The 16,665-nt window shown below is 31.1% G+C and carries 11 protein-coding genes; 3 read left to right on the top strand and 8 right to left on the bottom strand.

Annotated elements, in window-relative coordinates:
• Positions 1-177 precede the first annotated feature (177 nt).
• Together AC3QL1_RS11185 and AC3QL1_RS11180 are read left to right on the top strand one after the other, a co-directional pair.
• Positions 178-861, top strand: a complete 684-nt coding sequence (locus AC3QL1_RS11185; RefSeq protein WP_492497567.1) for a cell division ATP-binding protein FtsE — start codon at positions 178-180, stop codon at positions 859-861.
• Complete coding sequence (locus AC3QL1_RS11180) at positions 861-1,742, top strand: glycosyltransferase family 2 protein (protein WP_492491360.1); 882 nt, start codon at positions 861-863, stop codon at positions 1,740-1,742. The genes AC3QL1_RS11185 and AC3QL1_RS11180 overlap by 1 nt, the downstream gene beginning before the upstream one ends.
• Here AC3QL1_RS11180 and AC3QL1_RS11175 read toward each other — a convergent pair.
• From AC3QL1_RS11175 to AC3QL1_RS11165, 3 genes are read right to left on the bottom strand one after another with little or no spacing between them, the layout of a single operon-like run.
• The gene (locus AC3QL1_RS11175) at positions 1,739-2,833 is read right to left on the bottom strand and encodes a glycosyltransferase family 4 protein (RefSeq protein WP_492491358.1); all 1,095 of its coding nucleotides are present in this window, start codon (positions 2,831-2,833) and stop codon (positions 1,739-1,741) included. The two genes, AC3QL1_RS11180 and AC3QL1_RS11175, sit on opposite strands and share 4 nt — an antisense overlap.
• On the bottom strand, positions 2,830-3,222 hold the full coding sequence (locus AC3QL1_RS11170; RefSeq protein ID WP_492491357.1) for a sugar 3,4-ketoisomerase: 393 nt from the start codon (positions 3,220-3,222) through the stop codon (positions 2,830-2,832). Before AC3QL1_RS11170 ends, AC3QL1_RS11175 begins: the two co-directional genes overlap by 4 nt.
• A gap of 1 nt (position 3,223) precedes the next feature.
• Complete coding sequence (locus AC3QL1_RS11165; protein WP_492491355.1) at positions 3,224-4,339, bottom strand: glycosyltransferase; 1,116 nt, start codon at positions 4,337-4,339, stop codon at positions 3,224-3,226.
• A 32-nt stretch (positions 4,340-4,371) separates the two neighbouring features.
• On the opposite strand from AC3QL1_RS11165, the gene AC3QL1_RS11160 reads away from it, so the two are divergent.
• Positions 4,372-5,508 carry a glycosyltransferase family protein gene (locus tag AC3QL1_RS11160; RefSeq protein WP_492491353.1) on the top strand — a complete coding sequence of 379 codons (1,137 nt, stop codon included), beginning with the start codon at positions 4,372-4,374 and terminating at the stop codon, positions 5,506-5,508.
• A gap of 33 nt (positions 5,509-5,541) precedes the next feature.
• Here AC3QL1_RS11160 and AC3QL1_RS11155 read toward each other — a convergent pair whose 3' ends face one another.
• From AC3QL1_RS11155 to AC3QL1_RS11135, 5 genes are all read right to left on the bottom strand, one after another.
• Positions 5,542-7,317: a T9SS type A sorting domain-containing protein gene (locus tag AC3QL1_RS11155; RefSeq protein WP_492491351.1), complete on the bottom strand. Its 1,776-nt coding sequence runs from the start codon at positions 7,315-7,317 to the stop codon at positions 5,542-5,544.
• 33 nt (positions 7,318-7,350) lie between these two features.
• Positions 7,351-8,361, bottom strand: a complete 1,011-nt coding sequence (locus AC3QL1_RS11150) for a hypothetical protein (protein ID WP_492491349.1) — start codon at positions 8,359-8,361, stop codon at positions 7,351-7,353.
• A gap of 295 nt (positions 8,362-8,656) precedes the next feature.
• The gene (locus tag AC3QL1_RS11145; RefSeq protein ID WP_492491347.1) at positions 8,657-9,001 is read right to left on the bottom strand and encodes a hypothetical protein; all 345 of its coding nucleotides are present in this window, start codon (positions 8,999-9,001) and stop codon (positions 8,657-8,659) included.
• A gap of 198 nt (positions 9,002-9,199) precedes the next feature.
• Positions 9,200-9,733: a hypothetical protein gene (locus AC3QL1_RS11140; protein WP_492491346.1), complete on the bottom strand. Its 534-nt coding sequence runs from the start codon at positions 9,731-9,733 to the stop codon at positions 9,200-9,202.
• A 14-nt stretch (positions 9,734-9,747) separates the two neighbouring features.
• Positions 9,748-16,665 (bottom strand): polymorphic toxin type 23 domain-containing protein, encoded by a 6,918-nt coding sequence (locus AC3QL1_RS11135; RefSeq protein ID WP_492491345.1) that lies wholly within the window; start codon positions 16,663-16,665, stop codon positions 9,748-9,750.

Genomic DNA, 16,665 nt, shown 5'->3' with positions numbered 1-16,665 from the left:
AAAAATTGGATTTCCTTCCCTATTTTTTTCGGGTAAGTTTCGAACAACTGTACTTTTATGCCTCAGGCCGATTTTTTTTCGTATCTTCATTTTTACAGAAGTTCATCACAAATGATTAAAATTTATTTTGAATCGAGCGGTTATCTTCTTACTTTTACCATTAAAATCAACATTATTATGTCACAAACCGTACTATCTCTTAAGGAAGTCACTATATATCAGGAAGGAAGAAAAATTTTATCTCATATTAATTTAGATGTTCAGCATGGCGAATTCATCTACATTATTGGAAAAACAGGTTCAGGAAAAAGTAGTTTCATGAAAACTTTGTACGGAGATCTGCCTTTAACAGAAGGTGAAGGTCATATTGTTGAATTTGATTTGGCTGCTTTAAAAGAAAGTGAAATTCCTTATTTGAGACGTAAAATCGGAATCGTATTTCAGGATTTCAAATTACTTCCGGATCGCTCTGTAAAAGACAACATGCTTTTTGTTTTGAAAGCAACAGGCTGGTCTGATAAAGATGAAATGGAACATAAAATCGATGAAGTTTTAGACAAAGTTGGAATGAAAGATTTCGTCAACAAAATGCCACACCAGCTTTCTGGCGGTGAACAGCAGCGTGTTGCGATTGCAAGAGCTTTGCTTAACGACCCTGAATTTATTCTTGCCGATGAACCAACCGGAAACCTTGATCCACAAACAAGTTCTGAGGTTCTTGAAGTTTTGAAAAAAATCAACGCAAATGGTAAAACCGTTATCATGGCGACTCACGATTATGCTTTGCTTATGAAATTCCCGTCTAAAACATTGAAATGTGAGGATGAAAGAATTTTTGAAGTCGTGCAAAGAAGCGTGTAATGCTTTCTATTTTAATTCCGGTTTATAATTATAATGTTTTTCCTCTTGCAAGTGAGTTAGTAAAACAATGTACTTTTATTGGAATTGAGTTTGAGATTATTTGCTTTGATGATGCTTCTCAGCAATTTTTAGTTGAAAATAGTAAGATCAATGATTTTGATAATGCTTCGTATTCCATTTTAAAACAGAATATTGGAAGAAGTGCTATCCGGAATTTACTGGCCAAAACTGCCGTTTACGAAAATCTACTTTTTTTAGATGCAGATACAATTCCGGTTTCTGATCATTTTATTTCAAATTATATTTCTCAAATCAGCAATGATGAAAAAGTAGTTTATGGAGGAATTTTATATGAAGATACCAAACCTTCAAAACACCAATTGTTACGATGGGTTTATGGCATAAAAAGAGAAGCTTTAAGTACTTTCAAACGAAATAAAAATCCGTATTTATCATTTCTGACGTTAAACTTCCTGATTAAAAAGAGTGTTTTTTCTAAAGTTATTTTTAATGAAAAAATTCCAAATTTAAGACATGAAGATACTTTGTTTTCTTTTGAATTAATGCAGCATCAAATTGAAATTACTCATATTGAAAATCCTGTTTATCATTTAGGAATTGAAGATAGCAAAACATTTTTAAGAAAATCTGAAGAAGCTGTATTGGGATTAAAAAACTTAATTAACAATAATTTAATTTCACCTGAATATGTGAAACTTTCACATTATTTCAGGATTCTAAAAAAATATCATTTTCAGTCTGTAATTGCTTTTGGATTCAGAATACTAAAACCTGTTTTTTCAAAACAATTGTTAAGTAAAAACCCTTCTCTTTTTATTTTTGACTTGTATCGATTAGGTTACTATTGTACCTTGAATTAAGTTTTTACAATTGATTCAAATAGGTTTTTCCATTGATACATGATAGTGTCTAAATCATATTTTTCTACACTTTCTATTGCTTTTTTACCCATTTGAATTCGCAAATTTTCATCTTCTATCAAAAGGTTTAATTTTTCAACAAAAGAATCTTTATTTCCATCTTCAATAAGAAATCCGTTTTTATCGTTTTGTATTATTGCCTTTGGTCCAACAGGGCAATCGTAGGCTATGCAGGGTAAACCTGTATGCATTGCTTCAAGAAGTACTAAAGGAAATACTTCTGAACGAGAAGCCATTAAAAAAACTGATGATTCATAATAATTCTTTTGAATATCAATTACGGGAGGAATAAAATTCACATAAGCTGAAATTTGTAAATTCCTGGCTAATTTTTGATATCTCAATTCAGAATTCCATTCTCCTATTATATCCAATGTCCAGTCGGGATGTTTTTCTGACACTTTTTTCCATATTAGCAATAGTCGGTCTAAACCTTTTTCATAACTGTGTCTACAAATCGCTATTGCCTTTTTATTTTGCAATTTTGCATGACTTACAGAATTAAAACTAACCGGATTTGGAATTATGATACAATTATTACTATTCCATTGTTTACATGCTTCCGTAGTTAATACAACAAGTTTATCAAATTTTTTAGCCGTTATGGTTTTAAGAAAATGAACTAATCTAAATCTTATACTATTTAAAAATCCCTTGTTTATTATTTTTTTTAAGTAAATAGACACATGTGTTTCTAAAATTATCGGTGCTTTTGTTTTTATAAACCAAGGTATTAAAACCCAAAAAATGGCATCACAAATAATTATAGCATCCGGTTTTTCGTTAGAAATTGTTTTTCTGATCAATCTTATATAATTCAAAAAAAACAATAAAGCATTTTTAGCCTGCTTAATTTTAAACCATTGTATTTTGGGATTAAATGGAAAAAAAAAATCTGAATCATTATTATTTATCGTTAGAATATGAACCTCATATTCTAACCTAGAAATCATATAATTTGTTTTTAATGAAATAACTCTGGCAATTCCGCCTGAATTTGTAATGTCCGGAGTTATATATAAAATTTTCATTTTTTCAATTTCAGGAATTCGTTAAAATCTCTTATATAATCATCTTCGTTATAAACTGTTGAAGCCAAAACTAAACAAACTGCTCCAGATGAAAAATTTTCCAATTCTCTCCAAATATTATTTTTAATAAGCAATCCTTTATTGGGTTTGTTTAATGTCACTTTTTCTGTTGATTTTCCATCTTTTAAAACTACATCAAAACTACCAGAAATAGCAATTAAAACTTGCTGTAAATTTTTATGCGAATGTCCGCCACGGCTAGCATTACTCGGAATATCATAAAGATAATACACTCTTTTTATTTCAAACGGTATCACATCATTCTCAATAACTCCAAGATTACCCAGCCTATTTTCTATTGAAGGAATATCGATTAGATTTATGTCCATATTATTTTTCTGTTTTTATTTTCATTAAATCTAACCATTGTTTTCCTATTATGTTAAGATCAAGATGTTTTACACTCTGCAACGCATTTTCTTTGCAATATTTATATAATACCTTATTTGTAACCAATAGATTCATGCCTTCTATTAACTTTTCTTCATTTTGATCTTCTATTAATAATCCGTTTTCTTTGTCCTGAATAATCTCTTTTGGACCTGATAAACAATCAAAAGCTATTACAGGTGTAGAACAAGCTAATGATTCAACCAAAACATTTGGAAATCCTTCATTTTTACTTGATAAAACGGTGAAATAAGCATTTTTATAATAAGGAAATGGATTTGCAATTTTACCTTTAAACACAATTGAATCTTCTAAGCCAATTTCTTTCACGCATTCTTCCATTTTGCTTCTTAAAATTCCTTCACCAATAATAATTAATTTTATGTTTCTATTTCGCAAATCTGACTTAGAATAACAATTTATTAATTTATCGAATTGCTTAACATTGCTTTCCATATTTCCAACTGCCAAAATATATTCACCTAAAACTGGTAAATCATTTTGAAGCAACTGTTTACTTACATACTCAAAATCGATAGGATTATATATTGTTTCTACATTTGAATATCCATAATCAAGTATTATTTTATTTTTTATTTCCTTAGAAACTCCTATTATTTTATGATAACGAGAATATATTTTTTTTGCAATAAATGGAATATTTGGAAAATATAAATCGATCATATAACTGTGAACAATTTGTATTTTGGGAGAAGAGAATATGTATTTCGAAATAAAAAACTCCTGCAAGTTGTGATTTTTTACCCGGGTATCAATAATAAAATCAAATTTATTCTCTTTAAAGAAAGTTCTTAATATGTGGAATCTCTTTAGTTTATTAAAAAAATCATTCTTTTGATTTTTTAACTTTCCAAAATTGATAAGTTTTCCTGCATATTCGTATTCAACTTTATCTACAACAATTATATGAGAAACATTAATATTGTGTCTTTCAAAAAAAATCGACAATAACCCTGAACAACGCTCTGCTCCGCCTCCTGCGAGCTGATCAGAAACAATACAAACACGGGATTCTTGTCTGGTTAATTTGGGCATTTTTGACTATTTTAGCAACAAATATAGCATTAATGAAGATTTTACTGGTTGGAGAATATAGTTTATTACATAATTCCTTAAAAGAGGGATTAATTAAACTAGGACATGATGTAATTCTTATTGGAAACAGTAATGGTTATAGATCGTATCCCGTTGATTACAATCATGAAGCAAAATTTCTAACAAAGAAGATCTTTTTAATTCCAAGAAAAATCTTTTTCCGCTTATTTAAATTTGATTTGGCAGGTATCGAATATGGATTACGTTTTTATCTGCATTTATCAAAATTAAAAAATTTTGATATTGTACAATTCGTAAATGAAGCTCCTGTAAAAACTTCTAAATCTTTAGAGTATTTTTTCATTAAAAGAATTTTTAAATCAAACAAAAAGAGTTTTGTATTATCTGCTGGTATTGATTATTTGACCTTAAAATTTTATATTGAAAATAAAGATTATAAATCGCTTATGCAGCCTTTTTTTGCCAATCCCAAATTGAAAGAACACAGACAATTTTTTGATTATTTTAGTAAAGGGCATTTAAAAATTCACAATTTCATGACAGCTAATTTTAATGGCTTAATAGCAACTGATTTTGACTATGTTGATGCTAATAAAAATAGCCCTGTTTATAAAAGTTTTATTCCTTATCCTATAAATTCAAATAAACTAAAATATGAGCCATTAGTAATTGAACAGCAAGTAGTCATTTTTCTTGGAATAAGTCAATACAGTTATCACCAAAAGGGAATAATTCATTTCGAAAAAGCTTTAGATTTAATAAAGAAAAAATATAAAGAAAAAGTAGAAATAATAATAGCTGATACAATTCCGTATCCTGAATATATAAATCTTTATAACAAAGCGCATATTCTTTTAGATCAATGCACATCGCAGGATCAGGGTTTTAATGCACTTGAGGCAATGGCAAAAGGAAAAGTAGTTTTTACAGGTGCTGAAAATGATTTTACAGCTTATTATAAAATATCAGACAAAGTTTGTATAAATGCGATTCCGAATGTTGATTATCTGGTTCAAAAATTATCTTTTTTAATTGAAAATCCAAATGAAATAATCGCAATTGGAAAACGAGCAAGAGCTTTTGTTGAGAAGGAACATGATTATGTGAAAATTGCTGAGAAGTATTTGGATGTTTGGATTGAAAATTAAAAAAGAAGAGTTATAAACTCTCCTTTCTTTAATCTATTGTTTTATAAATTTTACTGTGTCATTATAATCTTTTCCATTTATTTTTATAATATACAATCCTGAAGACAAGTTAGGTAAGTTTATACTAACTATATTTTCGTTTGTAGTTGTATCATAAACCTTATTCCCTAAAACATTATAAATGTGAATATTTATTTCTTTTTTGTTTTGATTTCCTAAACTTAAATCAAAAATTCCATCATTAGGATTAGGATAAAGTCTAATTCCATCGCTATCAATTTTTCCAAAAACATCTATTGTTTCATCATCAGAAGCGGATGTTTTTTTTGCAAAATTACCGGAACAACCTTCAATATAAATTTTTGTATTAGAACCAGATATTGCAGTAAAACCATTAGTAAGTGTAACCGAATTTCCTGCATGATAAAATGCACTCGCACCTGAATTTATAACATTTGAAGCTACTATTGTACTTGACGCTTGCTTTTTATCCGTTCCTGAAGTGACATTAGTAACAATTATTACATTACTGACACATGGAACGGTTAAAACAGGTATTAACTGTGGTAAAAAGAAATTACCGGAAGGTATAGAATTTCCATTCAAAGAAATATGATTTAAAACTACAGATGACTGTGAGAATGAACCCTGATTGTCAATTTTATGGAGATAGGCATTCCTACTTAAATTACCTGAATTTGAACTTATCAGAATGTTATCATTTTTATCTCTTTGAATGTTACTAAAATAGGTTGGAATTGAGCCAGCATTACCAAATTCTGAAAGATTTCTTGCGGGAGTTGCTAAACTCGTTAAATCTTTCACATAGATATTTCCATGCACAAAATACACTTTTTGAGAATCTGATGAAAAATCAAAATCAAAACTAGCTCCGGATGAATTACTATCTACTAAGGTATAATTACTAAAAACTCCGGTTGTATTATTAAAATCAAAAGTCATAAACTTACTTGATGACCCACTAGTATTCGGTCCCTGATGATATGTATTTACAACAACCAATTCTCCTAATTTCTGATTGTTTGGAGAAAATTTAATTATACCTGAAGTCCTAACCTGAAACTCACCTGATATTACTGAATTAGAAAAACCAATATTAGTATTTATCTCGCTTTGTACAGGAACTGGGTTAAAACCGCTTGTCGTTATTTTATAACTTAAAAATGTAGCTCCAGTTGTAGAAGCCGTTTGCCCAATTAAAAAATATCCATCATTAGTACTATTTTTTACGCAAGCTAAAGGTCGAAAAGTATAATCGTATTTTACTTCGTTACCACCAGCATCTTTTAAAACATTATAATAATTTGTCGGAGTTATATTTGGATTTATAATTTTACCTAATGGATATTGCACATCACTAAAATCTACAATATAGTATGTATATGAATAACCTGGGTATGTAGATTCACCAATAAAAACACCATTACAGGAAGTAAAAACAAAAAACTGTTTATTATTACCGGGATGTGGAACAATTATTACTGGTTGAGATTGACTAATTCCTTGCAAAGCACCAATTGAATTATATGAACTTGAGGTCATAATCATTTCCTGATGATTTTTGTTCCAAATCTTTAATCCATCCGTATAAAATAATAAATTACCATACTCGTCACTAATTGATGCGTTACCATATTGTCCTGAATTTGAAACAGTAGATGCTACTGCAGGATTTGTATTAAAATTTAAATCTGATGTACCTAACTGCCAATGGTTATTAATATCCTGCCCCAAAAAAGTACTTGTTGTAAAAAACAAGAACGTGATATAAAGATATATCTTCTTCATAATATAATTTTCTTAATGATTTTTAAATTATGACTATTTTTTCTGAGCCAATAATATTTTTACCTGAGCTTTTAATTCTTCTATCTCACTATTTTGCTTCGTTAATTCTTTATTTTGTTGAATTAAGTACAATGTTAGCTCTTCAATTTTTTCTTGTTGAATTTTTGCCATTTCTCCAAGAGCTAAACCATTTTCAGTAACTTCTTTTGCAGACGGAACATTTTGTAAATGACCATTTTTTGCAATATAATTTTCAACTTCTTTTAAATTTGGCAATGCATAATCTGGTTGAAAAACATAATCAGCCCATGTATTGTAGACTTTTACTTCTTCGGCTCTAACTTTTCCTTTTACTGAAAGTTTATAAATCGTTGTACCATCTGTAAAACTTGAAGTTCCAATACCAATATTTGAATCTGTCAAGATATTTCCTTCTATTTTTGCGCTGCCTCTAACTACAAATTTATGTTCTGGTAAATAATCCCCAAAACCCCCAATTACAATTCTTGAATTTGGTTTTGGAAAATGCATATAAACATTATTATTACCATCTTCATTAATTTTCACTAATTCTTCCTGGCTTTTATTAAGAATTTCTAACTGTGTATAACCACCAGTCTCTGCAAGCATCCTAAATCTTCCAAAATCATTTCTATCTTCTAATCCAAACCATAATAATGGCTTAGCGTCCAAATTAGATTGAGGAAAATCGAAAATTTTAAACATTCTATATGCAGGTGATGTTCCGCTAACAACATTGCCGACATTCAAAATTATTGATTTTACATTTCTATCCGCTATAGACGAAAAAGTTTGACCATTGGGTAAACTTCCAGCTATTGTTAATGAAGACACTTTTGCATCTCCAACAACTTCCAATTTAGATGTTGGATTATTGGTACCAATACCAACATTAGGATTTGTACTTGGTATATTAGCTTGCACATTTGCTGCACCTCCTGTACCAGTGCTAATTTGTGCACCAGCGGTTAATGCAATTAGAAAAAAAGCTGCTAAATAGATTTTTTGGGTAATTTTTCTCATTTTATTTCTTATTATATTAAATTAATTCTTTCAAATTTAACATAATTAAGTATTCAAACATTGTTTTTTATTGTTAAGAAATTTATTAATAATGAAAGTGTTTTGTGACTAATAAAATTTATCAATAATAGTGTTATTTAGCGTTTCTAAAACAACTTTAAAATTATAATATCTCATCAGAATTTTATTCAAAAAAGCCCGAGATTTTCAATATTTTACAATTTTTAATGGGCAAAATGCGCAAAGTCAGAGAAATTTGCGCATATTTTCATTTACAGTTCTTTAAAATAGCACATTACCAATCTGGTTTATAAATCAAGAATTCTTTGGGCAAACTTATGATTTCATATTTATATAAATACTCACTGCTCATTAACTCTACAGTATCACTATCAATTTTATGCATTTTGTTTTTAATTAAACCACCTCCTTGCGGGCCTTCAAAATAAAACTGAATGACTAACTCTTTGCCATCAAAATTATAGTAAGCCATTTTTGCTTTTCTGGTATCTAATGATTTTATATCATTTTCATCATAAGTGGCAAACTCTCCAACTCTGCCATTAGCATAAAACTTTAAAAACTTTTTTTTTAAGCTAGTGGGCCTCTGATTGTATTTGATATTTATTGCATCAACCATTTCATATATTTTAGTGGTGTCAATAATTTTAAACACTTCATCGTTTGAATTGGGTTTTATTGTAAACCGATAGGGCTTGAATCTTATGTTTCCATATTCTGAGCGAGTATAAAAGCAACTTATCACAGAAAATACAATGCATAATATCAACATTTTTTTTACCATGATGTAAAAATATTTTGTGTTACTTGAAGTATGTTACCAATCTGCTTTATACCAAATAGTATTCTCTTTTAGTCTCTGTTTTAAATATATATATTTTGAAGCTGTTTTTTTGTCTACTAGAAACAAAGTATCGCTTTGAACTTTTATAGCATATTTTTTCTTTCCCAAATTATACGTTTCATCTATTGGAGAAATTATTTCTATCAATGTATCTTTTTTATTTTTATAACAAATTCCGCGATATCCTCTAACTGCCGGATCTAAATTTGGAAGATTATTTAAGCTGTCTTTATTAAAAATGAAATTATTCAAACAGCCATTTCCATAAAATTTCAATCCATTAATAAAACTATTACTGTTTGTTTTTAAATCATATCGTTTACCTTCTGTATCAATATAAAAACTTTCTATATAAACAGCATTTGTGTCTATCTCATTTAATAGTACAATATCATACTTACTTCTGTAATTCTTGTCAAAAAAACTTTTTTCATTAGGAATCTTAGTTAATCCGTCATCTAATTTTCTTTCTTTAATTCCTTCACATGAAACTAAAAAAAGAATCATTATGGAGCAAAATCTTACCATGATGTAAATGTATTAGTGGTTCTATATTGAATATATGGACTAATTGCATTTGAATAACTATTAAAACCTGGCTGAGGAGACACAATCCAATGAGCTCCAATATCTTGAATTGGATGTCTTACATACCTGTCCGAATTGACACCAACTCTATAATTTCCATAACCAAGATATGCCGCGCCTAATCTATATGGAGTTCCAGTTTCTTTTACAAATCCCAGCGGCATTTTTTCTCCAAAAACGCCATATTGTACACCTTTCGCCATTTCATTTGCATCACCTGAATAATCTGTTCGGCTTCCTGTGAATAAGTTAAAACCTGCTGAAAATTCATTAACACTCAATGATAAAGCAGCCGTTCTATATCTGTCCATTCCATCACCATAAATTCCTCCAAAGAATTTTTTCTTTTGAAATGGTGAACCATCATTTTCATATTGTCCCTTAAAATCTCCTGCATGTAAACCTACTATCCCAGTTTGTTGCTTAAAATCACCACCCCAATAATTAGTTCCAAGACTAAACCCGTTTTTACCATCATCATAGGCAGCCAAAATTGATTGTCTAATTTCTAGTCCGTTTTTTCCAAAACCATTATAATTACTATTACTCATAATACCAATTCCTCCTGAAAAACTAAAATCTCCGCTTGAATATGTTATTGATAAATTAGCTCCAATTCCCATAGTGTTTCCAAATGCAATAGCAGGAGAAATACTAAAACTCCAATTCCCTACTTGAATCCCTACAGGTTGCATAAAATAACTTACACCTGCACTAACAGCTGAGGAAGTAATAAAATTCCACATACCGGTATTACCGGCCACACAACTATCTGAAAATGTAGAGGCACCAAGTGTATTGTAAGCTACCCATCCGGTAACAGCGCTTATTAATCCCGATTTTACAGAAGTCCATCCCCAATTTCCTGTAGTCAATCCACTAGAAACATATCCTATAACAAATGAAGCGGCAGCAACGATTAAATCATCTAAGCCAAACCATTCACCATTATAATCTGCATATTTTAATGGATTATTCCAGCAATATGCATATCTGTTGAAACTTTGCGTATTTGACGGATCCTGTACAAAATTATCCGGCTGTAAAAAACGATGCAGTTTTGGATCATATAAACGGCCATTCATATGTATAATACCTATACTTTGCAAATGTTCATGTCCGGTATACCCTCTGTCTAAAACTGTTAATCCCTCCAAAATATTTCCAGCAGCATCCTGAACTTTAACGATATTTCCCCATGCATCAAAAAGACGTTTTTCTACTACTGTTCCCTGCTGATCTGTAATAGACATTATAGTACCCTGGTAATCCCTTTGCAGATACAGATAGTTTTGAGTACTTATTCCGTCACCTTTCACGACTACTGGTGCTGAATAACCGTCTCCTCCAATATAGGTAACAAAGTCAAAAGTGCCTGTTACTCTATTTTCTTTAATCTCCATAGTTCCATCGGCAGAGTAATATTTTCGGTAAGGCCTTAAAAGCTTATCATCTTCTAAACTTCCATAAAACATAGCGCTTCGGGCATTCCCATCATTATAAACAAAGCTGATTTTATCTACTCCTGTTTCTTCAATTTGTACAGGGCTTTTGAATGTATTATAAGTAGTATTAAGTTCTCGATCTGTACTAACGGGATCACTCGTTTTACGAATTTGAACATTATCATACCAAATATTACCAAGTCCGTTGTTATCTAATCGCAAACGCAATTTTTTAACAGATGCAGGAACTAAAAATGTTTTTGTTATTGGCGTCCAGGTTCCTGTCGTATTACTTACGACATTATCTGTTGTTATGGCATTTGCTCCGTCTTTCATAAATAAAAAGACCTGTGCTTGCGGACTATCACTATAAACCCATGCTGTATAAGTATATTGTGTTGCTACGGCATTATCTATAGAAATCCATTTGTCTGCAAAAACATATTGCTCAGTTGTTAATGTATTAGCAAGCTTTAAAGATGTTTTACCAGTCTGTGATTTAGTTGTGTCGTAAGTATTAAAGGCCGTGGCAGGGTATTTCTCTGTTTCCCATCCGGTTTTATCTTCCATACTATCATTAAAAATACCTTGTCTTCCTCCATAATAACCTCTTGCTTCCGGGGTTAATTCAACTGAGCTATTTTGATAAGGCTTGTCTGCTTTACTATATTTATAAGTCCCTAAACTGTTTTGGGTAATTCTACCCTGATCATCATATGATTGCGTTTCCTGAATTCCCAATATATTAGTAAATTCTGTTAAACGGTCCTGACTGTCATATTTGAAACTTTCGTTTCTGCTAAATATACTGTTGGTTCTGGTAGTTAAATTACCTTTAGCAGCATCAAAAACAGTATTTAAAGTTAAAATATTGGCTGTGGGCGTTGTCGTTTTATCGTATTTGTATTGTGAAACATATCCATAAGAATCGTATGTTTTAGTTAGCGCTGTTGGTCCATTTTGAGCAGTTAGTAATTGTCCCCTGGCATTAACTGTATTGGTTTGCCATAATACTATTGTATTATCGACGCCATCTAAAATCTGCCACGGAGCTCCATTTAAATAAGTATTTTTAATACTTTTTGAGCTTGATTTACCATTTGTTGAGGCTGTTAATGTTTGGATATCTATCCTGCCAAAATCATCATATGTGAAATCTTTTCTGAAAGAAGCATAAGGTGTTGTTTCTATCTTATAACTAATTCTTTTATTAGCATCATAAAAGAATTCATTTGTGGTTTGATTTAATCCGTTTGTTAAATCTTTAAAAGTGCTTTTCTTCAATAATGTACCCAGATATTCGTAAGTCGTTATGGAGTTTGTATTAGTACCAACAATTGTTTTTTCGGTTATTTTACCAAAATTATCTATTTTGTAAGCTGTTGTGCCATTAGGTCCCGTTTCTCTTAATGTTTCTCCAAATGAATTGTACTGATATGTATAAGTCCCTGCAGAAGCATCAACTAATTTTATTTTTCGACCCCAGCCGTCTTGTGTCACGGTTGTTTTTACATTAGCATAACTAGATTCTTTCACATTACCATCAGCAAAATAAGTATACTGAATCTGACCACCGGGAGTATCTGTTATTGAAACTACATTTCCAATCGCATTTTTAACTGAAATCTTCGTTTTTGTCCCCTCACTTACAGTTGTGGTGAGTCCTGAATACGTAATATTTGTTGTTTTACCTGTAAAAGCTGTATTTTTAATAGGTCGACCATAATCATCATATTTGGTTTCTGTCCATTGTGACGCACTTGAGCCAAAGTAAGGTTCACTAACTTTATAATTTCGGTCATAAATATCAAATAAATAGTCTTTATAGGATATGGTTCCCATTACGTTTTTAGTTCCATCTTTAATTTTTCGCCCTAAATCGTCAAAATATTCTTCTGTTGTGCTACCATCATCACCTGTTGTAATAATACTCGTTTTTTCAGCACTACGTGTATATGCAAAATTGATACTTTTACCTAAATAATCTGTTGTTTTGGTTTTCTTAAACCATGAATCATAAAAATAAGTTGTAGTTTGTAGATAAGGATTTGTTTCTGATTTTAAAGTGCTATCCGGATAATAAGTGAAAGTTGTTGCTAATAACTCAATATCAATACTTTTTGTCATAAACCTACCCGAAGAATCGTACTCATAACTTGTTTCACGAGGTGTGAGACCAGCGGCTGTTATTTTTTTCTTTTTTATATTACCAAAAGCATCATATTCATTATCCTCAATAACATAATCAGTATTGTTTCCTTTTTTCTTAAGTTGTGTTAATAACCCATTGGTATAAAAGTATAATTCTTCTGAACTTACGGCATCTCCTGAAACAGAGATTGTTTGTTTTTTACTGGCTGGCCTTCCCAAAACATAAGGCCCGGTTGTTGGGGCATTATAAGCAATTTCAGAAGTCGTAGTTTGAGCCGCAGTACCTCCTTCTTTTAATAAAGTTGTAGATTTTACAGGGTTGTTGTATTCATCATAGTCTACATAAGTTTCAGAGCTGGTGTTATCTAAACCGTTGAGCTGTCTGGTTGCTATATTTTTTAGTTTGAAAACTTTAGCTGTAGAGATTTCATTTTGATAGATTAGTTTTGATTTTGTTATAAATGTCGTGGGAGTATCTGGTGAAGCATTAGCTTCTTCATTTATTGTTGCTAAAAATACGCTTCCTGACTGTATCAGGGTATTGGGCTTCAAGGTAATACTTTGTGTAGCTGTCAAATTATCAGTTCCTGTTACTGTATATGCACCTTCTTTAATAATAGTTTGAGGCGTTAGTGTTCCTGTTGGCGGAGCTAACGGACTGTGATATCCAAGCAGTGTGTAATTTTCAACATTGGCTCCTCTTAAAGAAATATCATTTCTTGCAACTGTCGAAATCATAGCATTGTTGTCATCATGCCAATTTGTTTTTGTTGTAGAACGAAAACCAAAAAAACCTAACCCTTCTGCATTAGAAACGGCACCGCTATAAAAAAATAATTGTTTTTTATAAGTTGCTGCACTCGTTTTTTCAAGCTTGGTTACTATTTTAAAATTTGGCGCTACAACAATATCAGCATTTGGATATGTTTCTACAAAACGGGTAGGCGAATAAAATGGTTCATACTCATCCTGTTGCAGTGGACTATATGTAATGGATTCTTTCACACCGTTTCCTGTGGTGATAGAATTTACCAAAACTTCTTTACTAAAATCTTTTTTTGAACTAAAAGTATAAATCAGATTGTTGGTAATAGCTGCAATTTCGAGGTACTGATTATTTTGATTTGGAGATAAGAAAATAGGAACTGGATAACTTCTAATAAGAGTTGAAGGCTGAGTATCATACTCATGAGAGTAACTAAAGGATGAACCATTATTATTGTATGATTTTATTATAATTCTTCCTCCATTATATGCTGTACCAAATACAGATCTAAAGTGAACAATATCTGTTTTACCGTCTCCGTTAAAATCTACGGGAATAAGATTGTTGATTGATACGGATTGGCTATCTGTGGTACTCCCAAAATTTGGAAACTCATACGTTTGAGTTGTTTTTACAAAACCACTTCCTGTAGATAAAAACTTAACATAATCACTTGAGTTATAAAGACCAACACTCTTAGGGATTATAAAATCCATTTTACCGTCGCCATTATAATCTCCTGCTAATATAGAATAACTAGTCAAAATATCAGTGTCTATTGTTTTCCAGAGCTGAACCAGTTGATTGTTGTCATTTAAGGAATAAACAGTTACACTTCCTGCTTTAAAATGAAGAATATCTGTTTTGCCATCTCCATTTACATCAAGGGTTTCAATACGATCTTTTACACTAAATATCTCATAATTACGAAAATAATCTGTTAGCGTTCCGGCATCATTCCAAAAAGAAGTAGTCTTTCTGGTATCCATGTCTATAAAATACACCTTGCCTGTAGATAAATATTGTACGGTTGGTTTTATACAATATCCTGAAACATCCATTTCTTCATTATCTATGGCAATTATATCTGTTAAACCATCACCATTAAAATCGCCACTAACATATTTTTTAGACTGGGATTTATCTTTTAAAGATGCTACCGACTGGTTACATTCGGAAATATTTCTAACAGGAAAAGTAATTTGTTTAGAGTATATTACAGGAACAGCGTAAGAAGCATTATAATAGGTATTAAAGTTTACTGCTTTTGTTGTTGTAGATGACTGAACGGCGAGAATACCCTGAGTATCTGCAATTTTACTATTAGTAAACAAAAATGTAGTTGGAAAAATTTCTTCAAAACTTCCCGATAAGACCTGTGCAGGACTATTGTATGCACTATCCTTAATATCAGTAAACATCCAGAATTTTTTCTTTGCATCTGTACCTGTAATAGGATACAAAACAAAATCCATTTTGCCATCACCGTCAAAATCACCGGATATAGTAGAAGAAGTAGCTGAATTAATATCTCCCATGGCAATATTAGCAGTAGTTGAATTTGGAGATATTTCTAACTGTGTATCAGTATATTGAAATGTTGTAGGGTTGTAACTTTTACTAAGATCTCCATTTTTTTCTGTAATACTAATTAATCGTTGGTATCCTAAAGTAGTTTCATTGTAGGCCAACACATAATTTCTAAAACCTATGCCATTCCCAATTACCTGAATTGTGCTTAATATTTTATTTCTGATCACACTTTGCCCAAAAGTATATCCTTGTTCTGGTCTTGTTCTATTTACATAAACAAATTTAATCTGATTAATTGGAGCCGCTGCCTGCACAGATCCGTAACTGACAGAATCTATGTTTAGCGTATTATTTGCTGCTAAATAAGCATAACTAATTCTAACTCCCTGTGCATTTTCCCAATATGTAATAGCCCAATCCGATACAGATCTTGAATCAACTGATTTTCCATAATAAGCCTTTGAGCCATCCGGATATTCAACCATAAAGTACAAATCCGGATGATTTGGTGTACCAATAATAGCACTTGACAATGTAATTTTTATAGTCGAAAAATTCTCTGTTTCATAAACAGAACCCGCTACTCCATAAGTACCGCTTTTCAATATAAGCCTTTGACCATCAAAAGCAAAGCGGTTTAAAGCGCCCATGCTTACTGTTCCATCATGATATTTTGTAGATGCAATACTGCTAATAGTTGAAATACCTGCAATGTTCCAACCATAACCGGCTACTCCGTTAAAACTTTGACTGTTATAAACTAAACTAACTTGTGGTACAACTCCATTAATTCCTGGTGGAGCCGCAATTGGCACAGAATAATTAGCACCTCCTGATAAAGAAACCGATAATTGTCCTTCGGTTATACCAACTTCTATAGATGATCCTGTTGGTGTTTGTGCTGTAGCTAATAATCCAAATATAAAAATTAATAGGAAAGAGTAAAATTGTTTCAT

The sequence above is a fragment of the Flavobacterium sp. GW823-FHT04A11 genome (assembly GCF_058796535.1).
The sequence above is the reverse complement of the archived record's forward strand: the minus strand, read 5'-3'. Positions and strand labels throughout refer to the sequence as shown.